Genomic DNA, 25867 nt, shown 5'->3' with positions numbered 1-25867 from the left:
CATTGTAGTATATGTCTATGCCTATCTTATCCATTCAAATAATTTTCAGGATCTACCTTATTTCCGTTTAAGCGAACTTCAAAATGAAGGTGGTTACCTGTCGAGCGTCCTGTTGTTCCGACCTCAGCAATCTTCTGCCCTCGGCTCACAACATCACCCTTACTTACTTTGATACCGCCGTTGCGAATATGGCCGTAAAGCGTCCACAAACCGTTGCCGTGGTCAATAATGACTGTATTACCGTAGCCATTCCACAACTCTGCCATAATGACAGTACCACCCTCAGCTGCATAGATTGGTGTACCTGAAGGAGCGGCCATATCGATACCACTGTGATTAGAAGCTCTGCCTGTAATCGGATCTGAACGCCCACCGAAACGAGAAGTCAGCGTATAGCCATCTTTTAGCGGAACTGCAAGCTTGCCGCCGCTGTATGTCGGTACACTCGTCACATAAGAAGTCGTCGGTTTTTTCGCTCGCTCTGCAGCTTCACGCTTTCGGCGTGCATCTTCTGCTGCTTTGTCCTTCAACAATTTAGAACGTTCCATCGCGAACTCTACAAGCATTTTATCTTGTTCCTCACTCAAACCGTGGGCCTCTTCAATTTGCTTATCCAGACTCGCAATCATGACTTCTTTTTCGCGTTCTTTCTGCATAAGATCCTGCTTCGTTTCATCTAACTTAGCGTATAGACTTTTGACACGTCTAAGATCTTGCTCAATTTCTTTTTTCTTCTCAATGACAAGCAGCTTGTCCTTTTCATGATCCTCTAAAATCTTCTGATCTTGGTTTGCGATCAATTCTAATGAATCAAGACGATCTAAGAAATCTTTAAAGCTAGTCGCGCTAAATATTACATCCAAATAAGAAACATTTCCGCTCGTATACATTAGCTTCACACGCGTATCCAACATTTTGCTACGCTCTTCAATACGTCGATTTGCTTCTTCTAATTGGAATGCATTCTCGCTCAATTTAAGCTCTGTCTTATCAATATCAAGCGAAACTTTGGTCATTTCTGCAACCTTAGATTCAATCTGACCAGAAATTACTTTCATATCCGCTTGGGTCTTTTTTTTACTTTTCGCTGCCTTAGCGGCCTTAGCATCAGCATTTTGCTGGACTTGCTCGGCTTTACGCATTTCCTGTTGTAGATCTTTTAACTTGCGGTCAATGGAACCAGCCTGAGAAGCTTCTGTGACTGTAGCAGGTGTCATCGTAAGCAGCATAGCTCCGCACAAAGCAACCGCGATACTTTTCTTCTTCAACCAAGTCTCCTCCTCTTTCCATATAAATCGATATAACGATTGTCCAAACTATATCCGCTGTAGGATCTGAACCAGCTTACACTTTTAAGAACTTGCGAATCGAAATGGTACTTCCCCAAACCCCGATCAAAATTCCTAAAGCCATCAAGCTACCAAATGCAAACGCCCAAATGTTGCTCAAAGGCAGCATATCTATAAACTGAATGCCCATCGTATCTGCCGTAAGTGCAAACAATTGGTTGTAAGCTAAGAATAAAATAGCAATCGTTACAACAGAGCCGATAAGTCCGATTAACGCACCTTCCACAAAGAATGGCCAGCGGATAAATGAGTTTGTTGCACCTACCATTTTCATAATGCTAATCTCACGCTGTCGCGCCATAATCGTAATCTTGATCGTATTCGCAATTAAGAACATAGCCGTGAAACCTAGACCGACAACAAGAATTAAGCCAAAGTTACGGATCATCTCTGTCAATTTGAATAGTTTCTCTACATGACCTTGTCCATAGTTAACAATATCGATAGGCTTGTCCTTATTCGTTTCGTTCAAAGCTTGAATCTTTTTCGCTACCATGGACACCGTTTCTGGCTTGTAAACCTCGATGGTGAATGCATCGGGAAGTGGGTTCGTCTCAGGCGTATATCCTTTAACAAGATCCTTTCCTTTATCACCAAGCTTCTTCTCTAATAACTTCAAACCCTCTGCTTTAGGGATCAGCGTCACTTGGCTAACTTCCGACATATTTCCGATGTCCGTTTCCAGTAGATCAACTTGTTCCTTAGACGTTCCGACCTTTAGATATACACTTATCGTAATCTTACTATCAACCTGACTCATCAAATGGTTCAAGTTAAATGACAATAGAATAAATACACCTAAAATAAACAATGAAATAACGATAGAACTTATAGAAGCAACCGACATCCAGCCGTTGCGCACAATGCTTTTGCTACCTTCTCTAAGATGGCGGGATATTGTATTAAGTGTCATAACCGTAATCCCCCCGAACCTCATCGCGCACAATCATACCTTCTTCAATCGCAATGACACGACGCCGTATTCGGTTGACGATGTCTTTGTTATGCGTTGCCATAATAATGGTAGTGCCTCGATAATTTATTTCTTCTAACAGTTTCATAATCTCCCACGATGTTTCAGGATCCAAGTTCCCTGTAGGCTCATCGGCCACAAGTACTGCAGGATTATTAACGATTGCACGCGCAATGGCTACACGTTGCTGCTCACCGCCTGAAAGCTGAGATGGCAAGCAGTTCATCTTCTGCTTCAAACCAACTAGTTCCAACACTTCTGGGACACGGCGCTTAATAACCTTCTTCGGCGCTTCAATAACCTCCATTGCAAATGCGACATTTTCATACGCCGTAAGCTTCGGAAGCAATCTAAAATCTTGGAAAATGACGCCGATATTACGGCGCACATACGGAATTTTACGCTGCTTCAGTTTCCCAATGTTAAATCCATTTACGAAGAGCTGGCCCTTCGTAGGCACTTCTTCTCTATAAATTAACTTCATAAATGTAGATTTACCTGCTCCTGATGGACCAACTAGATATACGAACTCATCTTTATCAATAAGGACATTGACTCCGCGCAATGCATGCGAGCCGTTCGTATAGGTCTTCCAAATATCTTGCATCTCAATCAAAAGTTATCACTTCCTATGTGTATAAGATCAGCCCTTATATATTCGACACTAGGCCGCTAAATCCTCTTCAATTATTACAATTTCTACACCATTTTGCAGTTGACAGGTAAGAAATTCATTATTTCCCGGGAAAATGTCTTAACATGTCCAACATTAGCCAAATAAATCGATACAAATGGAATAATCATCCTTATTTTAATAGACTTATAATAGTTGAAAATGGTTTTAATCAATATGGAAATATTCACAGCTTATCCGCATAAGATGGGGAAGACGACCTTGATGGACAGGGGGCAGCTTCCTATGCTAAAAAAATGGTATGCATGGATAGTCGGTGTTTCACTTCTTATCGTCCTTTCGTGCGGTGCCTTATGGTACTGGGCTGAACGTTATACACAATCCAATACCATTCCCGCACATGTGCAGTTATCCGACTGGCTAATCAGTGGAATGGATATCTCAACATTCGAGCAGCAACTAGCTGAACGAGTTCGTAAACTCGAACAAAGACCGATTGTATTCACTTTCAATGCCGCTAAGCTCCCTTCAGTTCGGACCACACTTGCGGATATTGGCGTACGTTATCAAGCTACCGCACTCGTGGAGCAGCTTAAGCAATTACAGCAAGGCTCTTTATGGCAGAGAATACATAAACGGTTATATTTTCAAGAAAAGTGGTCGCTAACATTTGATTGGAAGCAGTCTATTTGGAGAAAAAGATTCACTCCACAATGGGAATTGCAAGCATTTGGTGCACCTATCTCTGCTACGCGAATCATCACAGCAAGTGATACGATTGAGTACAAAGCGGATATACCTGTTTATCGCCTCGACCGAATACAGCTGGAACAAACCATTCGGGCTGCCTTGCCAGCTCAATGGACCACAACTCATTCTATCGTGGTAGAGGTACCACTTCAGCGATATGACGCACCTGTTACCCTCCACTCTCTGCAAGCAGAAGGGATCGAACGCAAAATTATGGAGTTCTCGACAACTTTTGTTCAAGAAGAAGACGGACGAACCCATAACGTTAAAGCAGCTGCCCAAACGATTAACAATATGATACTCAAGCCCGGTGACATCTTTGACTATGATCGCATTATTGTTGACACCGAACGACAACATGGCTTTAAGGAAGCCCCTGTCATCTTCAATGGTAAATTAGTACCAGGTGTGGGCGGTGGAATCTGCCAAGTTTCGAGCACGCTATACAATGCTGCACTACGTTCAGGACTCCACATCGTAGAACGCAGAAACCACTCCTTGCCTGTTAAATATATTCCGATAGGATTAGACGCCACTTTTTCACAAGGATATATTAATTTCAAATTCAAAAATACGACTGGCAAACATCTACTTATTCGAACAGCAACAGAAGAGGATCGACTCACGATTAAGCTCTTTGGAACGATGAATTCAAACGTACAGTACAAAATGGAAACGAAAACGATTAAAATCATGAAACCAGATGTCAAATATGTACGGAATAATCAACTTACACCCGGAACACAAGAATTGCTACAGCCTGGAAAGAACGGCTTCCAAGTTGAGACCTATCGTTTAAAGTTAGTAGACGGCAAAGAAGTATCACGTGAACGAGTTTCGTTAGATACCTACAAACCACAGCCTTCTTTAATTGCTGTCAATAATGGAGGCACGCCTGAACGTGAAAAGGCAGAAGAGCGCAAACCAATTGTAGAAGATGGCTTACATGGTCCAAACTTCGATCAAGGTAGATAAAAAGAAAGTTATCAAAATAAACCAAACAGCACGCGTTAGCGCCTCACGGGACGCTATTAACGCGTGCTGTTTATAGTGGGCATCATGCTGCCCTTGAATTAGTTACCTAATCCTAAGCATAATGCTGATTAAATTCTGCACCTCATCACTTTGCAATCATGGGTTGAACCTGGGCTGCAGTTGCTTCAGCTTGCTTCTGCTCATTCCAAGCAATCGTAACTTGCAAAGCTTCCATTGCACGAACAATCGCCGCTTCCACTTGCGGCTTAGCCGTTCCGCCGTAAACATTCCGTGCATTCACGACCTGCTCAGGCTGGAGCACATCATAAATCTTCTCATCGAACAACGGAGAGAACTGCTGGAATTCCTCAAGCGACAAGTCCAGCAAGTAGACGCCTTTTTGAATACAGTACAGCACCGTCTTGCCAATAACTTCATGCGCTTGGCGGAAAGGCAAACCCTTGTTCACAAGAAAATCTGCAATATCCGTCGCGTTTGAGAAGTCTTGGTTGACCGCTTGACGCATGCGACTACGGTTTACTTTCATCGTAGCAATCATTGGAGCAAACAGACGCAGCGCGCCATCCAACGTTGCAACCGTATCAAACATGCCTTCTTTGTCTTCCTGCATATCTTTGTTATAAGCTAGCGGAAGTGCCTTTAGTACCGTCAGCATGCCGATAAGATTGCCATATACGCGCCCTGTCTTGCCTCGTACAAGTTCAGGTACGTCTGGGTTCTTCTTCTGCGGCATAATGCTAGATCCCGTACAGAAAGCATCATCCAATTCAATGAATTGAAACTCTGTACTGGACCACAGCACAAGCTCCTCACACAATCGCGATAAGTGCGTCATAATAAGCGAAGCATTGGCTAGAAACTCCACAATGAAGTCTCTATCGCTGACCGCATCTAGACTATTTTCATAAACACGTTCGAAACCAAGCTGCTCCGCAACAAAATGACGGTCAATCGGGAACGTCGTCCCCGCCAAGGCTCCTGCGCCTAATGGCAGCGTGTTGATACGCTTGTAACTATCTTTCAACCGCTCAATATCACGTTCGAACATGGATACATAAGCCAATAGATGATGTGCAAATAGAATTGGCTGCGCACGCTGGAGATGTGTATACCCCGGAATTATGGTGTCCACATTCTCCTTTGCCTGTGTGATTAGCGCTTCTTGTACATTGCCTAACAACTCAACGAATTGAACAACATGCTTGCGCAAATAAAGATGCATATCCGTAGCAACCTGATCGTTACGGCTGCGACCTGTATGCAGCTTGCCCCCAACAGGTCCGATCAGCTCAATCAGCTTCTTCTCGATATTCATATGAATATCTTCATCCGACACCGAGTATTCCATCTCACCTGCTTGAATCAGCGCCAGCACTTGCAGTAGCCCATCCTTGATGCGATCCGCATCTTGCTGCGGCACGATTCCGCAGCGACCGAGCATCGTAATATGAGCGAGACTGCCTTGTATATCTTCTTCGGCCATCTTCTTATCGAACGTAATCGATGCCGTATATTGCTCCACCAGTTCATCCGTCTGCTTCGTAAAACGTCCGCCCCAAAGCTTACTCACACTGTCCCCTCCTGCCCATGAGAATATCTATCTACATCCGAATCCGAATGGTATGACATTTCACATCACATATCGTCACGAATTACGTTTCAGCACAAGGTTCAATTCGTGAATACAACTTCTGCCGATTGCTTAGGAGCTTCTGCCGTCGCATTCGCACCGTGTACACCAGCAGATACTTTTAATCTCAATGCGTTCAACTGAATAAAGCCCGTTGCATCGTTCTGATCGTAAGCCTGCGTCGGATCAGCTTCCATCGTTGCGATATCTGGATTATAAAGGCTGACTGGGCTCTTAACCCCAGCACCAATCACATTTCCTTTATAAAGCTTCAAACGCACCGTACCTGTAACGTTTTTCTGACTTTCTTGCACCAATGCTTGAATAGCCAAGCGCTCTGGCGCAAACCAGAAACCGTTGTAAACGATATTGCTATATTTCGCAATTAATGAATCACGCAAATGCATCACTTCACGATCCATCGTCAACGACTCCATCTTACGATGAGCCGTAAATAAAATCGTTCCACCCGGCGTCTCATACACTCCGCGGCTCTTCATGCCTACGAAGCGATTTTCAACCATATCCACACGACCAACGCCATGCTTGCCGCCAAGTTCGTTCAATTTCTCCATTACTTGCAGCGGTGTGAGAGTAGCACCATTGATCGCAACGCAGTTACCCTGCTCAAATGATAGTTCAACATATTCAGCCGTATCTGGCGCATCTTCCGGAGATACACTCAATACGAACATTCCCTTGTTCTCATCTGAACTTGGGTCGAACCAAGGGTCCTCTAAAATACCGCTTTCGAAGCTAATATGAAGCAAGTTACGGTCCATGGAATAAGGTTTCGCAGCAGAAGCTTGCACAGGAATGCCATGTTTCTCCGCATAAGCAATCATCTCAGCACGACCAGGGAACTGCTCACGGAAAGCTTCGGAACGCCAAGGCGCAATCACTTTAATTTCGGGAGCAAGTGCAGCCGCTGTAAGTTCAAAACGCACTTGGTCATTCCCTTTACCAGTCGCACCATGCGCAATTGCAGTGGCTCCCTCAGCACGGGCAATCTCAACCATACGCTTTGCAATAAGTGGGCGAGCAATGCTCGTTCCTAGCAAGTATTGTCCCTCATAAAGAGCTCCTGCTTGGAACATCGGTTGAATGAAATCGCTCGCGAACTCATCGCGCAAATCATCGATGTATACTTTGGAAGCACCTGTCGCTAGTGCCTTTTCCTCTAAGCCATCCAACTCTTCTTTTTGCCCAATATCTGCAGTAAAAGCGATAATTTCAGCATCATACGTTTCTTTCAACCACTTCAAAATAACGGATGTATCCAGCCCACCAGAGTAGGCCAGCACTATTTTCTCCTTCGCCATCGTTCCCGCTCCTCTCAAACGTCCACTACAAAGTCTATAGAAATACTAGTCGCGCATAATAGCGGCCATAATCGCTTTTTGTGCATGCAGTCGATTTTCAGCTTCATCAAACACAATAGAATGCGGGCCATCGATGACACCCTCACTCACTTCTTCCCCACGATGAGCAGGCAAGCAATGCATGAACAAATAATCTGACTTGGCATATTTCACAAGTGACTCATTCACTTGAAAGTTCTTGAATGCTTTTTCCCGCTTCTCTTGTTCGGACTCAAAGCCCATGCTCGCCCACACATCAGTGTAAATAAAATCTGCATCCGCTGCCGCTTCCTGTGGATCGCTCGTCAGCGTTATTGTTGATCCGTAAAGTTCAGCTTGTTCTTTGGACTGTTTAATCACATCCGAATCTGGACCATAACCTTCTGGAGTTGCTACTGCGATGTGCATACCCAACTTAGCAGCACCCATCATGAGTGAATGTGCCATATTGTTGCCATCACCGATATAAGCAATCTTCAGCCCTTCCAATTTGCCCTTCTTCTCATAAGCAGTCATATAGTCAGCTAACGCCTGACAGGGGTGATTCAAATCAGACAATCCGTTAATAACCGGAACGGTTGCGCTGCGTGCTAAATCAATAACGGTGCTGTGTGCAAACGTACGAATCATAATGCCGTCTACATAACGTGACAATGTTTGCGCCGTATCGGAGATTGTTTCACCACGACCAATTTGAATATCATTTTTACTCAAAAACAGTGCCGTTCCACCTAACTGGAACATTCCCACTTCAAAGGAGACCCGTGTCCGCGTGGAAGACTTTTCGAATATCATTGCAAGCGATTTGCCTTTAAGAGGTTGGGGCGGTGTTCCTGCCTTTTGCAGCCGCTTCAGTTCAATAGCATCATGTATCAAGGCATATATTTCTTCTTGTGTATAATCTGCAAGAGCGACGAAGTCCCGCCCTTTTAAGTCCAATTGAGTCGTTATCATAGGGAATATACCTCCATTCCAAACCATTTCTGTGGCTTCATTTTCATCTTTATAGTTGGCATAGAGCCAACTCGCTACGTCATTCTATCCATATTTCACAGCTAAGCTGCTCTAGTTTAATTTATCTAACCGACTTGAGCTGGTTGCTCTATCAGTACACGTTCTATGATTGTTACAGCTGCATTGATTTCTTCTTTTGTGACACGCAAACTTGGCAGCAGTCGAATCACATTCGGACCCGCAGGTACCACTAACAATCCTTCTTGGTGCATTTGAGCGATCATTTCTCCTGTTGCACCATCGTATTCGATACCGACAATAAGGCCCATTCCGCGAATGGCTTTCACCTTTGGATGTGTACCCAACTTCTGATGAAGCTGTGCTAGCAAATAACTGCTAATCTCCGCTACTCGCTCAGGAATGCACTCTTCAATATGCGTTTCTAACGTGCCGAGAACAGCCGCCATAGCAATGGGTGTTCCGCCAAACGTCGTCCCATGGGTACCTGGGCCAAATGCATCACGCAAATATTGCTTCGCCAACATCGCTCCAACCGGGAATCCGCTGCCCAATCCTTTAGCTACTGTAAAAATATCTGGCTTCAATCCAAAATGCTCATGTGCAAACCAGCGCCCTGTACGACCGACTCCTGTCTGGACTTCGTCAATAATGAGCAGCAGTCCATGCACAGCACATAGATTGGCCACACCTTCAGCAAACTCAGCTGTAATTGGAATAACGCCACCTTCTGCTTGCACAATCTCCAGCATGATAGCGCATGTTTTGTCCGTGATCGCTGCTTCAAGCGCTTGGATGTCGTTATAAGGTGCATAGCGGAATCCATCAGGCAACGGTGTGAAACCATCTTTCACCTTGTCTTGACCTGTCGCTGTCAGCGTTGCCAATGTCCGTCCATGGAACGACTGCTCAAACGTAATCACTTCATAGCGTCCTGTATTCGCAATTTTTTGGTGATAGCGACGAGCAAGTTTGATTGCCGCCTCATTCGCTTCCGCACCACTATTACAGAAGAACACGGCATCTGCACAACTGTGCTCTGTTAGCAGCTTTGCTGCCTGTTCTTGCTGCGGAATATGAAACAAGTTCGACACATGCCACAACGCATCCAACTGTTCGGTCAGACGTGCTTTGACCTGTTCAGGCACATGACCAAGATTGGTTACAGCAAGCCCGCTCATAAAGTCCAAATATTCTCGCCCGTTCTCATCCCACAGTCTGCTGCCTTCCCCTTTTACAAGCGTAATCGGGTAACGATTATATGTAGGAAATAAGGAACTATTGTTGGACACACCCATCGTATTATTGCTCATCGACTATCCCTCCCTAATTAAAACTACAAATAACTACGAATTCTGTACGATAGAAACGGATTCACGTACAATTCTAGTACCGATCGCTTCTCCCGCTGCTAATTTTCGAATTACATTTGGCTCTATCCCATGGGCGATAATTACTTCAGCTACGCCGCCTTCCATACACTTCATAGCCGCTCGTACCTTCGGAATCATACCCCCGTATATTTCACCGCTAGCAATCATAGATTCAATCTCTTCTGTCGTAACAACAGGAAGCACTTGCTTCTCTCCATCCACAACTCGCATAATACCCGGCACATCCGTAATGACCAGCAGTTGCTGCACACCTAAATGAGCTGCTACCGCGCCTGCCGCTGTATCTGCATTGATGTTATAGCGCTGGCCTGCCGCATCAATTCCAATCGGTGCAACAACGGGCATATATCCCATATCAATAAGGCCGTTAATAATTTCTGCTTGCACCCCAACCACATCGCCAACAAAGCCAATTTCAGCTGCGTTCGAGACAGGCTGTGCCCCGATCAACCCGCCATCCGTGCCAGATACCCCAATAGAGCTTGCACCTAGTCGGTTCAGTCTTCGCACGATTTGCTTGTTCATACTGCCTGCCAGCACCATCTCTACTACATCGAGTACTTCTTCACTCGTCTTGCGCAAGCCATTGACGAATTCCGTCTCGATGCCGAGCTTGCTCAGCGTCTCTGAAATGGCAGGTCCTCCGCCATGCACAATAATCGGCATCGTTCCCGATTGCTGTACCTCTCTTAATTGTTCGTAGAAGCTGTCGGGCAAATCAGCAAGTGTGCTGCCCCCGCACTTCATCACGAATCGCCTCAACTTCCCTGCTGAATATCCCATACGACTTCTCCTCTCTATGTTCGATATGCCGCGTTAATACGGACATAATCATATGTGAGATCACAACCCCATGCAGTTGCACTTCCTTGCCCCATATGGAGATCAATCGTAAATACGATCGTATCTTCCTTCAAATAAACCAACGCCTGTTCCTCGTCAAACACAACGGGAGTAGATTGCTTCAATACAGGGATCGGTCCTAGAAAAATATCTACGGAGTCCGTGTTTACCGCTTCGCCTGAGTACCCAACAGCTGCAATAACACGGCCCCAGTTCGCATCAGCTCCAAACACAGCTGACTTTACAAGACTGCTGCCGACCACACTTTTCGCAATCGCACGAGCGGCTTGATCATGCACCGCTCCGTTGACCCGCACCTCGATCAGTTTGGTTGCCCCTTCTCCATCGCGAGCAATCGCTTTAGCCAACACTTCGTTCACATAGTGGAAAGCTGCTGCAAAGGAAGACCAATCTGGGTGCTCTTCATGCAGCGGCTGATTGCCTGCCACACCACTTGCCATAACAACCAGCATGTCATTCGTGCTCGTATCTCCATCGACGGTAATCATGTTGTACGTGGCATCTGTCGTCTGCCTGAGTAGGGAATGCAGCACTTCTGACGATACGACCGCATCTGTCGTAACAAAGCCTAGCATGGTCGCCATGTTCGGATGGATCATGCCTGAGCCTTTGGCTGCGCCTGCGATTGTCACCAACTGGCCGGCGACCTGAACCGTTACACATACTTCCTTCTTCACGAGGTCGGTAGTTAGTATCGCTTGGCAAAATTGCTCGGCACCGTCTCGCGCCGAGCTAAGCTCAGCTGGGAGCGCCGCAATGCCGCGCTCTACGCAGTCCATTTTCAGCGGCACGCCGATGACGCCTGTCGAGGCTACCGCTACTTGATGCGCAGGCACGCCGAGCTGCTCGGCGAAGGCATTGCGCATGCGGTACGCGTCCGCTTCGCCTTGCACACCTGTGCAGGCGTTCGCGTTGCCGCTGTTGACGATGACGGCGCTAAGCTTGCCTTCCGCCGCTAAGCTTGCACGTGTCACGTGAAGCGGTGCCGCTTGGAACGCGTTCAACGTGTACACAGCTGCCGCCGTTGCAGGAACGTCACACACAATCGCGCCGATGTCGTTGCGGCTCGTCTTTTTCAATCCACAATGAAGCCCTGCTGCCCGGAACCCCGCCGGACTTGTAATCGACCCATCTACAACGGCAAACTGCTGTTGCCCGCTCCAACTATGATCTGCACCATCGGCAACCGTTGCCGATTCAGATATCGCCTTATTCATCATGGCTATCCCTCCGCCTACTCTATATCCAGCTACTTTATATCTAATAGATACTGGTCCGTATCGATCTAACGATTATGGATAAACAGGCACATAAGATAGTCCTGTTGTCTCGTCCCAGCCCATCATTAAGTTCAAGTTCTGAATGGCCTGCCCAGCCGCACCCTTCACCACATTATCAATAACGCTAATAATGGTTACTCTCTGCGTACGCTTATCTACGCTAAAGCCAATATCACAATAATTGGAGCCGTACACTTCCTTCGTTGCGGGCCAAGTGCCCTCAGGACGAATGCGAACAAATTGGCGCCCCGCATAATGCTCACTGTACAATTGCACAAAGTCATGATCCGTATAGCTGCCGTTCAATTTGGCATACATGGTGCACATAATTCCACGCGTCATCGGCGTCAAATGTGTTGTAAATGTAACCGTCACTGGCTGCCCATGCACATCTTGCAGCACTTGCTCAATCTCAGGAATATGCTGATGACGATTTACTTTGTAAGCTTTGAGATTCTCATTAATCTCCGCATAATGGCTCGTCAAGCTAACTCCCCGCCCTGCACCTGATACACCTGATTTCCCATCAATAATGATAGAATCCGCATCAATCCAGCCTGCCTGAAGGGCCGGCGCAAGTCCTAGCAGCGTCGCTGTTGGATAACAGCCAGGATTAGAAATGAAAGATGTGCCTACCACATCGTTACCGTACCATTCACATAGCCCATACACAGCAGAATTCAACAATTCAGTGGGTGCTGGCTCATGTTTATACCACTGCTCATATTGCTCGCCATTTTTCAATCGGAAGTCTCCTGACAGATCAATCACTTTCAACCCGACCGCTAGCAGCTGTGGTACCAACTTCGTGCTCACACCAGAAGGCGTAGCTGTAAATACAACATCTGCCTTTGCTTTTATTTCAACGGGATCAACACCGTCCAACGTATTCATCAAAATTTGATTCAAATGTGGATAGCCCGCTGCAATCGATTCTCCTGCGCTCGATGCTGAGATTACTGATGTAATTTCTACTCCTGGATGATGGATCAAAAATCGAATAAGCTCGACACCGCCGTACCCTGTCGAACCGACAATTGCAACTTTCACTTTTGATTGAACTTGCTCTGTTGTATGCAACTACCTCTCTCCCTCCGTCTGACACTCTGGAATCCAACCGCCCGCTGGCTCCATATAAGTATCTATTCGCTTATGTATTACCGATTTAGAAGTTATGCATTATTATACTTACTATGTTATATAGATACAATAACTTTTTTGCTCGGCTTGACATATAAAGTGAGTGGAAACAGAAAAAAAGTACACAAAAACCCTTTTATAAAAGCGTTCTTGCGCACTTTTAATTTTTATAAATTTTTCTTTTATGAACGAGGAATATTCATTTATGCATGAATAATGTATAGAGATAGCGAACCAATCTCTCTTTTCAAACTAGCCTCATTTTAAAAATGAGTATTAAAAAAGGACCGTCTGCACGGTCCTACATAGTCCAACACTACATGAATTGCAGTAGTAGTATTATTTTTGGGTCAAAATGGGTAAGTTCCTACCTCACACATCATGTTATGCCGGAATTTTAAAGCCCTCACCTAGCACTTCATTTGTATCGCTTATGATGACAAATGCATTTGCATCAACACTCTGTACAAGCTGCTTGAGCTTAATGACTTCCGTTTGGCCGACTACTACCATTAGCACAATACGTCCTTCACCGGTATAGCCACCTTCACCCTGCAACTTCGTCAAACCACGGTTTAAGTCCTTCAAGATCGCGCCGCTCATCTCATCTGTCTTATCCGTAATGATGAACGCTACCTTCGTATAACTGAATCCGACTTGCACGACATCGAGCGTCTTACTCATGACAAACAGACCAATCAGGGCATACATTGCATCCTCAAACGACAATAATACGCCAGCCAAAATAATGACGATCCCATCACACATCGCGATTGCGAGCGGCCTGCTGACGCCTAGATATGTATGAATAAGTTGAGCCGTAATTGCATTCCCGCCTGTTGAGCCACGACCATGAAACACAAGTCCAAGACCGAGACCAATTCCGATACCACCAAAAATAGATGCCAGCAATGGATTATAAGTAGCAGCCGGCAAATCTGAGGTTAAAAAAATGAATGATGGCATAGCGATTGAGCCAATCAATGTTCGAATACCAAATTGCTTGCCAAGCAACATGACACCTAAAATAAAGAGCGGGATGTTAAATGCATACTGTGTTATTGCTGGCACCCATCCAAGTACTTCTTCCAAGACGATCGATAACCCAGAAATACCTCCGGAAGCAATCTTATTCGGCAATTGAAACATGTTGAATGTAATGCCCATAATGAAGGCTCCGAGCAAGATTAATCCGTAATCAAACACAATACGAATCGGATGATTGACAGGAAATAGCGGAGCTCCTCGTCGTTCACGTTTTAATGACCAAGATGACATAAGTATACATTCTCCCCTTTTATAATATTGCTTACATTTTCATACCTCAACATTTCATATCTCTAAATATACCGATACCCCTCACTTCAAAGGTAGTATGCACATCTATACAGCAACCATTCTTTGTTAAGGTACAGCGTTCAAGCATACAAAAAAACCTGCCCCGACAATGTCGGCGCAGGTTCATTTTAAAGTTACTATTAGCTTTCCGAAGAAGATACAATTCTAGTGCGCAAATAGGCTTCAATGAACATGTCGAGGTCACCATCCATGACGGCGCCGACATTGCCAGTTTCCGCTGATGTGCGGTGGTCTTTGACCATACTATAAGGGTGGAATACGTAAGAACGGATTTGGCTGCCCCAGCCAATCTCCATTTGCTCCCCACGTATTTCCGCCAGATGCTTCTGCTGCTCTTCGATCTTCCGCTCAACGAGCTTGGAGCGAAGATGCGTCATCGCACGTTCACGGTTCTTGATCTGCGAACGTTCTGTCTGACAGGTAACAACGACACCAGTAGGGATATGCGTAATCCGCACCGCTGAGTCCGTCGTATTGATGTGCTGTCCACCCGCACCACTTGCACGATACGTGTCGACCTTTAGATCTTCCGTACGAATTTCTACCGTGGTATCATCTGTAATTTCAGGAACAACATCACAGGAAACGAACGATGTATGTCGACGTCCAGAAGAGTCAAATGGCGATATACGAACGAGTCGATGAACACCCTTCTCTGCTTTCAAATACCCATAAGCATTAAAGCCTTTAATGAGAAGCGTAACGCTCTTAATTCCCGCTTCGTCCCCAGGCAAATAATCAACGACTTCAACCTTAAAGCCACGCTTCTCTGCCCATCTCGTGTACATACGCAGCAGCATTTGTCCCCAATCTTGAGACTCCGTACCGCCAGCTCCAGGATGCAGCTCCAAAATTGCATTAAATTTATCGTATGGCTCGCTCAATAACAATTGCAGCTCAAAGGTTTCTACCTTATCAAGCAGTTGCTTTACTGAGGATTCCAATTCAGTCGCAAGCGATTGATCCTGTTCTTCCTCGGCCAACTCTAGCATCATGGCTACGTCTTCATGTTCTTGAGACAAAGCCTGATATTGATCAGCAATGCCTTTCACACCGTTAAGTTCAGCAATCAAGCCTTGCGCACGTTCGTTATCGTCCCAAAAGTCAGGTGCAGCCATTTTTTCTTCATAGTTCGCAATCTGCTCCAACTTAAGGTCTAAGTCAAAGAGACCCCCTAAGATTCGTGAGCTTGGAAGCGATATCTCGCAGTTGATGACGGACATTTGGATCGATCATCATAATTCACCTCACTAAATATTTATGCACATAACAACGGGCACCCAATGCGGCTGCCCGTTGCTACATACAGTTATACCTCTAGTAATAATTCGTAACGTACACCAGTCAATTAAACGTCTAGCTACATATGAAGACTATCCGTTCTCTGACTAGACGCTGCACGTCACTTACTTACCGTGGCACTGTTTATATTTCTTACCGCTGCCGCAAGGGCAAGCGTCATTACGTCCAACTTCTTCGTCCTTCTGAACAGGACGCTTCACCCCAGGTTCAGCATTCGTAGAGATCTTGCTCTCATCAATGACAGCTTGACGCTCTACTTTTTGCTCTACTTGAGACTTCATCACGAGTGTCGATACTTCTTCCTGAATCGCTGCAATCATTTGATGGAACATCTCGTAACCTTCAAATTGATATTCACGAAGCGGATCTGTACCGCCGTATGCACGAAGATGAATACCTTGACGAAGATGATCCATCGCATCGATATGATCCATCCATTTCGAGTCCACCGCACGCAGCACGATAACTTTCTCGAATTCACGCACAAGCTCTTCGCCCATCGTTTCTTCGCGCTCAATATATTTAGCTTCAACCTTCTTGAAGAGGAACTCTTTAATGTCCTCTTTCTCTTTGCCCCAAAGATCGTCCTTCGTAACCGAACCATCCTCAAGCAAATGAAGGTGCATATATTTCATAATTTCTTCGTAATCCCAGTTCTCTGGAACTTCTTCATCGTTACAATGTGCTTCTACAATACGATCAACACAAGGTGAGATCATATCCATAACGATTTGGCGGATATTCTCTGCTTCTAGCACCTCACGACGCTGCTTGTAGATGATCTCACGCTGTTGGTTCATCACATCGTCATATTGAAGAACGACTTTACGCATATCGAAGTTGTTACCTTCAACACGCTTCTGAGCAGACTCAACGGCCTTCGTAATCAACTTCGATTCGATCGGCTGATCTTCTTCAAAGCCCATACGTTCCATCATTGCCATAATGTTATCAGCACCGAAACGACGCATTAGCTCGTCTTCAAGAGACAAGTAGAACTGAGAAGAACCTGGGTCACCTTGACGTCCTGCACGACCACGCAACTGATTATCGATACGACGGCTTTCATGACGCTCTGTGCCGATAATGTGAAGACCACCCTTTTCAGCTACACCTTCACCTAGCAAGATGTCCGTACCACGGCCTGCCATGTTCGTCGCAATTGTAACGGAGCCCGGCTGACCTGCACGAGAAATAATTTCTGCCTCTTCCGCATGGAACTTCGCATTCAACACTTTATGCTGAACACCCTTCTTACGAAGCATGTCAGATAAGCGCTCTGAATTTTCAATGGAAACCGTACCTACTAGTACTGGCTGCCCCTTCTTGTTACATTCAACGATCTGCTCAACCGCAGCCTTAAACTTGCCGTTAACTGACTTGTAAACGACATCCGGTATATCTTTACGTTGGTTTGTTTTATTCGTTGGAATCTGAATAACTTCAAGACCGTAAATACTCTTGAATTCTTCTTCCTCTGTTTTCGCCGTACCTGTCATACCAGCCAACTTGCGATACATACGGAAGTAGTTCTGGAATGTGATCGTAGCAAGAGTCATGCTCTCGTTCTGAATTTCCATTTCTTCCTTCGCTTCGATCGCTTGGTGCAAGCCATCGCTGTAACGACGCCCAGCCATCATACGTCCTGTAAACTCATCGACGATAACAATCTCGCCATCATTAACTACATAGTCTACATCAAGACGCATAATATAATGCGCACGAAGTGCTTGCTGAATATGATGATTTAGCGTTACGTTCTTCACATCGTACATATTCTCGATGCCAAAAGCTTTCTCAGCCTTCGCCACACCAGCCTCTGTAAGAGACACCTGACGCGTCTTCACATCGATGGAGTAGTCTTCCTCCACCAAGCGGCGGATAAAGCGATCTGCCCCAAAGTATAATTCAGCAGACTTTGCAGCCTGTCCCGAAATAATAAGTGGTGTACGCGCTTCATCGACCAAGATAGAGTCTACCTCATCGATGATCGCAAAGTTCAATGGACGCTGAGTCATTTGTTCTTTGTATAACACCATGTTGTCACGCAAATAATCGAAACCGAACTCATTGTTCGTTCCGTACGTAATATCACAAGCGTATGCTTCCTGTTTATCATCAGGATCCATATTCGACAAGTTCAATCCTACTGTCATCCCGAGGAAGTTATAAACTTGAGACATAATCTCGCTATCACGAGTTGCCAAATAGTCATTGACTGTAACGACGTGCACGCCTTTACCTGCCAACGCATTTAAATAAACCGGCAAAGTTCCAACAAGTGTTTTACCTTCACCCGTTTTCATTTCCGCGATCTTGCCCTCATGAAGTACCATACCACCAAGTAGCTGTACATCATAATGACGCATACCCAGGGTACGCTTCGCAGCTTCTCGAACAGTAGCGAACGCTTCCGGCAAAAGCTGATCCAATGAATCACCTTTCTCAATACGCGCACGGAACTCATCCGTTTTCGCACGAACCTGTTCATCAGTTAATTTTTCGAATTCCGGTTCCAAGCCATTAATGAACTCAACGGTCTTCATTAACCGCTTTACTTCACGTTCATTGGCATCTCCGAATATTTTTTTCACAAGTCCTAGCATGGTTAGCCCCTTTCACGCAAAACAGAACGTATTCTCACGGCTTATCTTGCTAAATTAGGCCTGCAACAGAGAACTTGTTCGTTGACTCGTTTTGCAATAAATTGTAACATTTTCATGGGATTGTCGCAACCGTCCCAGCCCCGTCTCGGGGATCTATAAGTCTTATAATCTATTATACGTGAAAAGAGCCCATTCCGTTGTGGGAAATAGGCTCTAATCTTCATAAATTAGGGACGTCGTCCTTTATAATTAGAAAGTGCGCCTTATCAATTAGCCTTGCTCAATGAGGCCGTAGCGACCGTCATTGCGGCGATATACGACGTTGACTTCCTTCGTATCAGCATTAGAGAAGACAAAGAAATTATGTCCAATCATATTCATCTGGAGAATCGCTTCCTCCACATCCATCGGCTTCAGCGTGAAACGTTTCGTTCGAACGAGTTCTAGCTCATCCTCTTGTTCCTGTACTTGTACGGCTGAATGTGCAGCATCCCCATCAGTAAACAATTGCTTCAATCCACCGTCATGACGCTGGCGGAACTTACGGTTTACTTTGGTCTTATGCTTGCGTATTTGACGCTCTAACTTATCAACTACTGCATCAACGGATGCATACATATCTTTGCTGCGGTCTTCCGCACGCAATAGTAAACCTGGCATTGGAATTGTGACTTCAACGCCGTGTAAATCACGGGTAACGCTTAGCGTTACGTTCAAGTCAGAAGTAGGTGCTTCAAAATAGCGTTCAAGTCGGCTTAGCTTCTTCTCCACATACTCGCGGAGAGCGTCAGTAACTTCAATCTGTTGGCCTCGAATGCTGTAATTCATAGGGCACTCCTCCTTTGCTTACCTCTATTATATCATATGGGCACACATGATTTCAAAAGAACGTTTACGATTGTAAGAACTTTATTTCATTACATGTACCCGTTCTGAAAGAGGATTGAAACAGCATAATGGAGTCTGGAAGATAAATTATGCTATAAGTATGTATATTCAATAAGAATGACAGCTCAAAACAATATCATCTCACCAAAAAAATGATGCTGGATTTGCATTAAGACGTTAAAGCGAGTATAGTGGAGAACAGTCTGTATAATAGTAACGAGAAATTTAGCATACTAAGACAGTAGAATGAACAGCGAAGCTGGATACCCGTATAAAAGAAAAAACCCTCTGAACAAGTCAGAGGGCTTAGCTAGCGTATCATATATTATTCGGCAATTGCCGGTATAATTACAACTTGATTACGTTAGCTGCTTGTGGTCCACGAGCGCCTTCCACGATATCAAACTCTACTGCTTGACCTTCTTCTAGAGTTTTGAAGCCGTCAGTTTGGATAGCGGAGAAGTGAACGAATACGTCGTTACCTTCAGCTGTTTCGATGAAACCGTAACCTTTTTCTGCGTTGAACCATTTAACTTTACCTTGCATCTTTATACATCCCTTCATCTTCAAGTACCGTGAAGTTTATCTTCACAACATCGACTATATCATCAGCTGGAAGCGGTGTCAATGAGAAATTGTTATATTATTACTGCCTTCTTCTATTACTACAGAGCGGAACTGTACTCACTACTTTAAAGGTATGAATCTTATTAAATAAGACGTAATCTTCATGCTTCTTAACAGCCATTTATTGTAGTTATTCTCATCTAAAGCAAACACGCCTCCCCCTTGCCCGTGGCACGCTGTTCGTACTAATAGATAAACAAATTAGCCCCTCCAATATGAAAGATCATACAACTTATTACTACTACGATGAGTGTAATGCCAAGCAATGCACGATCCCCGTCTTAGCTCGTATCTGGATCTTGTAATCACAACGATCCTTGCAACCACTCCGTTAGAAATCACGCTTTCCTCGCTTACATTAATAGCAAAACCGAGGTGCATTCGGCTTGAAAATAATTGGATTCTTGAATCTATTAAACCCTTTAATATAACTAGCAGGCTATTAACCAGTTCATGAGAAACTCAAAATTCAGTAATCTCAAAAAAAATAAAAAAATTCATTACTGCACTACTAATAATAAAGAAGAGCCCATAATTAATTCTCTCTAGAAAATTAATCATGGGCCATCTGAATTTTTTATCGCATTCCTACTGTTGCATTGACATTTACATCTTTAATCAAAGTAGCAATATGCGCTAGTGAATTGTAATTATTTTTTTCAAGCAAATTCATTACATTCACAGTAAAAGTAGCATTATGATTCGTTGCTTTCGCCATAGATTGGATGGTTCTAAGCACAATATCATCATTAAGACCTTCATAGTGTCCAGCTACCCCTACTAGATGTGTCTTAACCAGAACATAGTTAACCATAATTGACATGTAATCTTGAAACATTTTATTCATCATAGATGGAAATGACTTGTAAAAAATAGTGTTAACTAAATAGTTTTCAAGTACATACTCCATCTTTTCCATATACGGTTTGTAGTATCTAGAAAAATTATCTTGATACGCTTGAATCAATTGGGCAGAAGAATCCTCTATTTCAGTAATACCATATCCTTTTATCATTTCGTTGTAAGTCTGTTCGTACCTACCAATCATCCCGCCATGCTTGAATCTAAATTGTAAGATTTCCAAAATTACTCTAGCTTGCAATTCAATATTAACGTTGATATTACTAAGAGAACTAACGTAAGCAGCATCTCTCATCTTATTACGATAATCGGCAACAATATTCTCGATATTCACCGTGTTACCTGCATCTATTTCTTTCTGAACTCGGTCAATGAATAATCCTAAAATAATTAATCTATCACACAGTGCAATATTTCGATATTGAACAATTTCAATGCTGAACATGCGAACAGGCCAGAATAAATGCTCGTTATCCGAGCCTTCATTTGTTTTTATTACATTTGCAATGGACCAATTCGAAGATACTTCAAATTCTAGTTCGTCAAATTCAATTCCATCCTCATTAAACAAAGCCAATCGAGCCACTTCAGGACAAGATATTGCCGCAGACAGTTCAAATCTATCACTGACATAGTTAAGAATACGAGGGTAAGTTGTACAAGTAGTAGACAACGCCTCTTCGCCTAACTCTAGTTGAATCGAGCACCAACTATTATCTGTTAGCATAGGACATCTATGATCATCACTCATCTTTAAATAACCATAACTACTCTTCGTTCTATCTTCCGCACTTTCCATGCATATGCTATTTAGTAGTTTTGGTTTTTTTGATTTTTTATATTTTTTATATGTATCTTTATCAATTGTAACTTTCCAACCGGCACAACATGTATCCTCACAATCTCCACCTATGCAGGCGAAGTTTTTCATATACGAAGGCATGAGCGTATTTTCTATCATAGGTCAATCTCCTTAAAGCTTATTATTAATAACTGTGTACCCAATCTGAATAAGGTTGCAGCTTCTTCATTTCTTGCAGCAATCTCTGTTGCTCCACAATATTATCACCAAACAGGTTCCACATTCGATATAAGCAATCCATACTTCTGTTTATTTTAATTGCCTGCTGGTAATAGAAGAGAGAATCCGAAGTATGCCCTATTTTCTCTAACGCTCTTGCAGCTAACCTGTACACATCATAGTTAAAAGCAGCATGCTTACCCTCAACTAAAATATCTAGTGCAGCTTCATAAAAGCCAAAAGCAACAAATCGCTCACTCATAATATATCTCATCTCTGGTTCTACAGCGTAAGCAAGAAGCTTTTCAAGAAGTTCATACTTATGGAGATGAAGCAGATCTTCTACTAATTGTCTCCAGATTAATTTCAAATTGGATGAAAGATTACTTGTTTTGGGTTCACCTTGAGTTAGAAGTTGCTGCAGCCATTTCACTTCTTGTTGACTCAATCCAAATTTTGATTTCATTGCTTGGAATACGGAACAATCCCCTGACAATAATCCTAATAATAGAACATCTTTTAAATGGTTCTTAAAGTTGTCTTTATCCTTAGCTTTTAATAGTTCCTGCTCAACTAGCTCGTAGTCCCCTTTAAATAAATAATAGAGGACTGCAGTTGGACCAGTTACTGTCAAGGAAGAACTCTCGATAAATTGAACGATCAATGGGTTTCTTAAATTATATAAAGCTCCAATCAGACTTATATAGCGTTGCTGATTCAATGGAAGCACCGGCGCTAATTTTGACTGAAGTTCTTCATAGCTTATATTCGGTCGCACTTCCAATAATAGTTGCGTTATCATTTTATTATCTGGCACCAACAACAGAGCATCTTGTAAACACGTATAAGCTTTATCTGGCTCATCATCAAGCATATATGTTTCGGCCAATTTAGCTAGTGCCAAATATGATTCAGCTCCAGCTTGATATACTAGGTTTTCTGCCTTAGCATTATTTCCAATAGTCAGACATCTTTCAAAACATTTTTCAGCATCTCTTACATAATGAACTTCCAAGTAACAATGTCCTAACAAAAAAGATAAATCAATTGAATTTGGATACAGTCGCAAAGCATCCACACCTAATTGAATCGCTTCATCCCATCTCTTTAGTTCATATAGACATTTCACGATTTGACAAACAACTCTCTGAGCTAGGTCATTATGCTCCACGGACGCGTACGATTTTTTTAATACTTCTAGAGCTTCTAAATAACGATTTTCCTGCATGTATTGTGCTCCAAGATTAAAATAATTAAATGCACTTGGATTTTGAGCCGTTGCTTTCTTAAGAATTCGCATATTTCTATTTGATTTATCTTTTAGCTGTACATTTCTTTGAAGATATCCATCATGTTCGATGTAACAAGGTAGTAACCCCCACTCTTCTGTATCGTAATTGACGGGGATTTGTTCGTGCAATTCTCCCACATATCTATATTTGGGTGTATTTTTAAATACTCTTGCGAACTGATGAACAATAAATTGACCTGAATCAACATTATTATGAATCGTAATATGATAGAAATCTTTATCTAAACCAGCTTTCAGTATATTATCGTTATCTATAATAATCTCGTCAGCATCCAACTGCAGAATATAAGCGCTTGACGCTTGCTCGATCGCATAATTCCGTGCTGCTGCAAAGTTTTCTGTCCACTCAAAATCATACACATTGTCTGTATATCGTCTCGCTATATGTTTGGTTCGATCAGTTGAACCCGTATCTACAATAATAATCTCGTCCACAAGATGCTTAGCACTTTCTAAACAACGTTCCAAACAATGTTCTTCATCTTTAACTATCATACATAGTGAAATCGTAACATTATTCATAGTATCAGTCCTCTTTATACTGCTTTAATCGTTGTACAGCGTGACTAGCTAGTTTGTAATTATATAAACAGCTTTGTTCATAGTGATAAAGCGAAAGCTCCATATTTCCAGTAAGCTCATAGTATACTCCCAAATTATAATGCGCCTTAAATGTACCAACTCCACCAACCGTCTCATATTTAGTAGATGCTGGAGTACCTAACTGCAAACAATTCAAAAATGCTTCAGGAATATACATGAGCCATTCAGGATTTTTGGCTTCTACTAGCGCTGTACCGTACATATAATATAAATCGGTATAATCGGGGTAAATATCAATAGCATCATTTAAGCATTTTTCGAATAATCCCCACTCTTTTAACCTTATGTAAGTGTATCCTAGTGTTAAATAGACTGTACTTAAATAATGCTGCTTATTAGCACCCATATTGTCGATACATTTAGTAAGCGCTGCTGCAGCATACAAATAATCCTGCTTAACATAATAGGTTCTACCTAATTGAAATAATAGATAACTATCATCAGGATTCATTTCCAAGCTCGCATGAAGTAAAGTGAGATTTCGATTGTACTTGTCTTTATTACGGATTTCTTCTTCCTGATAGCCAAGATGCTCAATAGCAATACCAGAACGTATTGAATTAACTGTTCCATGTTTATAAACTAGCTGTTCATGAATTCTTCCTTGATAATAATAATCCGGATGATTAGGGAATAGACGAACATTAGAAGATTCGGAAATCTCCCCTGTTTGAGTTAGGCTCCTTATGATAATATCCGCAGCATATCCGTCAAATTGTTTCATAGCATCCATTGCCCGCTCTAGCATCTCCTTATTCACGGAGTTAAGCCTCTCATCAGCATCAAGTATAAGTATGAAGGGCTGAGTTACATAAGATATACACACGTTTCTCATCTCTGCAAAACTTTCATTCCATGGCTTGTAATACACTTGTGCTCCACTATTTTCTGCAATTAATCTTGTACCATCTGTTGAACCAGTATCAAGTACAATCATTTCTTTCACATATGGCTTGACTGAAGCCAGCGCTTCACTTATGTGCCTTTCTTCATTTTTCACAATCATACACAGAGATATTGGAAACATGGAACAACCTCTCTTTCAAAATGGAAATGAGCAGGTGCACAGCACCTGCTCATAAAACTTAATTAGCGATAGGTAAAGCCACCTGCTAAGGTTACAGTCCCCTTCGCTCCAGTTACTATTTTTACATCTACTGCTCCAGAGCGTTTTGCTCGCGGTACCATCACCGACAACTCCGTTGCGCTTATATAGGTCGTTACTGCTTCTTGATCATCGATCGTTACTTTCGTTCCTCTATCGAATCCTGTACCTTTAATTGTGATGTAATAATAGCCACCCATCGCTCCACTGTTCGGAGTGACGCTTGTTATCGTTGGGGCTTGGCCTTGTTGACCCCCTCCTCCAGGTACATTATACGTAAAGCCACCGGCCATTGTTGTGGTACCTTGCTTACCTGTTACTACCTTAACATCTACCGCTCCCGAGCGCTTTCCTGTTGGCACCATTACCGACAACTCTGTTGCGCTTATATAGGTCGTATTTGCTGCTTGGTCATCGATTGTTACTTTCGTTCCTCTATCGAAACCTGTACCCTTAATCGTGATGTAATAATAGCCACCCATCGCTCCACTATTCGGAGTAATGCCTGTTATCGTTGGGGCTTGGCCTTGTTGACCCCCTCCTCCAGGTGCATTATACGTAAATCCACCTGTCATTGTTGCGGTACCTTTTGCACCGGTTACTACCTTAACATCTACCGCTCCCGAGCGCTTTCCTGCTGGAACCTGAACCGACAACTCTGTTGCACTCATATAGGTCGAAGTCGCTGCTTGGTCATCGATATAGACTGTCGTTTTTCTATCGAAATCTTTTCCTTGAATCGTAATGTAATAATAACCTGCCATTGCTCCATTGTTCGGAGTAACACTTGTTATCGTTGGGTCAATGACTGGCAATGGATTGTACGTAAATCCACCCGGT

General features: G+C 43.4%; 20 protein-coding genes. 1 reads left to right on the top strand and 19 read right to left on the bottom strand.

The features are described 5' to 3' along the window. Positions 1-26: 26 nt before the first annotated feature. The 3 genes from IFO66_RS08155 to ftsE form a co-directional block, all read right to left on the bottom strand. Complete coding sequence (locus tag IFO66_RS08155; protein WP_225445576.1) at positions 27-1268, bottom strand: murein hydrolase activator EnvC family protein; 1242 nt, start codon at positions 1266-1268, stop codon at positions 27-29. A gap of 76 nt (positions 1269-1344) precedes the next feature. Continuing rightward, a complete protein-coding gene (gene ftsX, locus IFO66_RS08150) occupies positions 1345-2262 on the bottom strand; it encodes a permease-like cell division protein FtsX (protein WP_192024634.1) in 918 nt (305 codons plus the stop codon). Then, complete coding sequence (gene ftsE / locus IFO66_RS08145) at positions 2252-2938, bottom strand: cell division ATP-binding protein FtsE (RefSeq protein WP_192024633.1); 687 nt, start codon at positions 2936-2938, stop codon at positions 2252-2254. Before ftsE ends, ftsX begins: the two co-directional genes overlap by 11 nt. Before the next feature lie 303 nt (positions 2939-3241). Between ftsE and IFO66_RS08140 the strand changes: the two genes are divergently transcribed. Then, entirely contained in the window at positions 3242-4681 is a 1440-nt protein-coding gene (locus IFO66_RS08140) for a VanW family protein (RefSeq protein ID WP_192024632.1), read from the top strand. Positions 4682-4826: 145 nt separating this feature from the next. On the opposite strand, the gene argH is transcribed toward IFO66_RS08140, so the two are convergent. The 16 genes from argH to IFO66_RS08060 form a co-directional block, all read right to left on the bottom strand. Continuing rightward, on the bottom strand, positions 4827-6272 hold the full coding sequence (argH, locus tag IFO66_RS08135; protein ID WP_192024631.1) for an argininosuccinate lyase: 1446 nt from the start codon (positions 6270-6272) through the stop codon (positions 4827-4829). Between the two features lie 101 nt (positions 6273-6373). Further along, a complete protein-coding gene (locus tag IFO66_RS08130) occupies positions 6374-7654 on the bottom strand; it encodes an argininosuccinate synthase (RefSeq protein ID WP_192024630.1) in 1281 nt (426 codons plus the stop codon). Positions 7655-7699: 45 nt separating this feature from the next. After that, positions 7700-8647, bottom strand: a complete 948-nt coding sequence (gene argF / locus IFO66_RS08125) for an ornithine carbamoyltransferase (protein ID WP_192024629.1) — start codon at positions 8645-8647, stop codon at positions 7700-7702. Positions 8648-8772: 125 nt separating this feature from the next. Next, positions 8773-9978 carry an acetylornithine transaminase gene (locus tag IFO66_RS08120; RefSeq protein WP_225445575.1) on the bottom strand — a complete coding sequence of 402 codons (1206 nt, stop codon included), beginning with the start codon at positions 9976-9978 and terminating at the stop codon, positions 8773-8775. A 33-nt stretch (positions 9979-10011) separates the two neighbouring features. Then, entirely contained in the window at positions 10012-10842 is an 831-nt protein-coding gene (gene argB, locus IFO66_RS08115) for an acetylglutamate kinase (RefSeq protein WP_192024628.1), read from the bottom strand. Positions 10843-10856: 14 nt separating this feature from the next. Continuing rightward, positions 10857-12140, bottom strand: a complete 1284-nt coding sequence (gene argJ, locus IFO66_RS08110; RefSeq protein ID WP_192024692.1) for a bifunctional glutamate N-acetyltransferase/amino-acid acetyltransferase ArgJ — start codon at positions 12138-12140, stop codon at positions 10857-10859. Positions 12141-12215: 75 nt separating this feature from the next. Further along, positions 12216-13283: an N-acetyl-gamma-glutamyl-phosphate reductase gene (gene argC / locus IFO66_RS08105; protein WP_225445574.1), complete on the bottom strand. Its 1068-nt coding sequence runs from the start codon at positions 13281-13283 to the stop codon at positions 12216-12218. Positions 13284-13727: 444 nt separating this feature from the next. Continuing rightward, positions 13728-14621, bottom strand: coding sequence for a YitT family protein (locus IFO66_RS08100; protein ID WP_192024627.1), 894 nt, complete (start codon positions 14619-14621; stop codon positions 13728-13730). Positions 14622-14821: 200 nt separating this feature from the next. Further along, a protein-coding gene (gene prfB, locus IFO66_RS08095; RefSeq protein WP_225445604.1) for a peptide chain release factor 2 occupies positions 14822-15938 on the bottom strand; the annotation gives its coding sequence in 2 pieces (ribosomal slippage) (positions 14822-15865 and positions 15867-15938; 1116 coding nt in all). Positions 15939-16108: 170 nt separating this feature from the next. Then, on the bottom strand, positions 16109-18610 hold the full coding sequence (gene secA, locus IFO66_RS08090; protein ID WP_192024626.1) for a preprotein translocase subunit SecA: 2502 nt from the start codon (positions 18608-18610) through the stop codon (positions 16109-16111). A 270-nt stretch (positions 18611-18880) separates the two neighbouring features. Continuing rightward, complete coding sequence (gene hpf, locus IFO66_RS08085) at positions 18881-19438, bottom strand: ribosome hibernation-promoting factor, HPF/YfiA family (protein ID WP_028593778.1); 558 nt, start codon at positions 19436-19438, stop codon at positions 18881-18883. Between the two features lie 408 nt (positions 19439-19846). Continuing rightward, positions 19847-20044: a cold shock domain-containing protein gene (locus IFO66_RS08080; RefSeq protein WP_019424729.1), complete on the bottom strand. Its 198-nt coding sequence runs from the start codon at positions 20042-20044 to the stop codon at positions 19847-19849. Positions 20045-20702: 658 nt separating this feature from the next. Next, complete coding sequence (gene fliB, locus IFO66_RS08075; RefSeq protein WP_192024625.1) at positions 20703-21947, bottom strand: flagellin lysine-N-methylase; 1245 nt, start codon at positions 21945-21947, stop codon at positions 20703-20705. A gap of 25 nt (positions 21948-21972) precedes the next feature. Beyond that, a complete protein-coding gene (locus tag IFO66_RS08070; RefSeq protein WP_192024624.1) occupies positions 21973-23841 on the bottom strand; it encodes a glycosyltransferase family 2 protein in 1869 nt (622 codons plus the stop codon). Positions 23842-23845: 4 nt separating this feature from the next. Then, positions 23846-24928: a glycosyltransferase family 2 protein gene (locus tag IFO66_RS08065; protein WP_225445603.1), complete on the bottom strand. Its 1083-nt coding sequence runs from the start codon at positions 24926-24928 to the stop codon at positions 23846-23848. A gap of 83 nt (positions 24929-25011) precedes the next feature. Continuing rightward, on the bottom strand, positions 25012-25867 hold an 856-nt coding region (locus IFO66_RS08060), incomplete at its 5' end, for an IPT/TIG domain-containing protein (RefSeq protein WP_192024622.1).

Source organism: Paenibacillus arenosi, assembly GCF_014841135.1.
In the GTDB taxonomy this organism is placed as follows: Bacteria; Bacillota; Bacilli; order Paenibacillales; family Paenibacillaceae; genus Paenibacillus_B; species Paenibacillus_B arenosi.
This window is presented reverse-complemented; position numbering and strand designations above follow the sequence as displayed.

What these genes read in the sequence shown, in the direction of transcription:
- ftsX (WP_192024634.1), bottom strand. Translation starts at nt 2,262, where the DNA reads ATGACACTTAATACAATATCCCGCCATCTTAGAGAAGGTAGCAAAAGC.
- IFO66_RS08140 (WP_192024632.1), top strand. Translation starts at nt 3,242, where the DNA reads ATGCTAAAAAAATGGTATGCATGGATAGTCGGTGTTTCACTTCTTATC.
- IFO66_RS08130 (WP_192024630.1), bottom strand. Translation starts at nt 7,654, where the DNA reads ATGGCGAAGGAGAAAATAGTGCTGGCCTACTCTGGTGGGCTGGATACA.
- argF (WP_192024629.1), bottom strand. Translation starts at nt 8,647, where the DNA reads ATGATAACGACTCAATTGGACTTAAAAGGGCGGGACTTCGTCGCTCTT.
- IFO66_RS08120 (WP_225445575.1), bottom strand. Translation starts at nt 9,978, where the DNA reads ATGAGCAATAATACGATGGGTGTGTCCAACAATAGTTCCTTATTTCCT.
- argB (WP_192024628.1), bottom strand. Translation starts at nt 10,842, where the DNA reads ATGGGATATTCAGCAGGGAAGTTGAGGCGATTCGTGATGAAGTGCGGG.
- argJ (WP_192024692.1), bottom strand. Translation starts at nt 12,140, where the DNA reads ATGAATAAGGCGATATCTGAATCGGCAACGGTTGCCGATGGTGCAGAT.
- IFO66_RS08100 (WP_192024627.1), bottom strand. Translation starts at nt 14,621, where the DNA reads ATGTCATCTTGGTCATTAAAACGTGAACGACGAGGAGCTCCGCTATTT.
- secA (WP_192024626.1), bottom strand. Translation starts at nt 18,610, where the DNA reads ATGCTAGGACTTGTGAAAAAAATATTCGGAGATGCCAATGAACGTGAA.
- hpf (WP_028593778.1), bottom strand. Translation starts at nt 19,438, where the DNA reads ATGAATTACAGCATTCGAGGCCAACAGATTGAAGTTACTGACGCTCTC.
- IFO66_RS08080 (WP_019424729.1), bottom strand. Translation starts at nt 20,044, where the DNA reads ATGCAAGGTAAAGTTAAATGGTTCAACGCAGAAAAAGGTTACGGTTTC.
- fliB (WP_192024625.1), bottom strand. Translation starts at nt 21,947, where the DNA reads ATGATAGAAAATACGCTCATGCCTTCGTATATGAAAAACTTCGCCTGC.
- IFO66_RS08070 (WP_192024624.1), bottom strand. Translation starts at nt 23,841, where the DNA reads ATGAATAATGTTACGATTTCACTATGTATGATAGTTAAAGATGAAGAA.
- IFO66_RS08065 (WP_225445603.1), bottom strand. Translation starts at nt 24,928, where the DNA reads ATGATTGTGAAAAATGAAGAAAGGCACATAAGTGAAGCGCTGGCTTCA.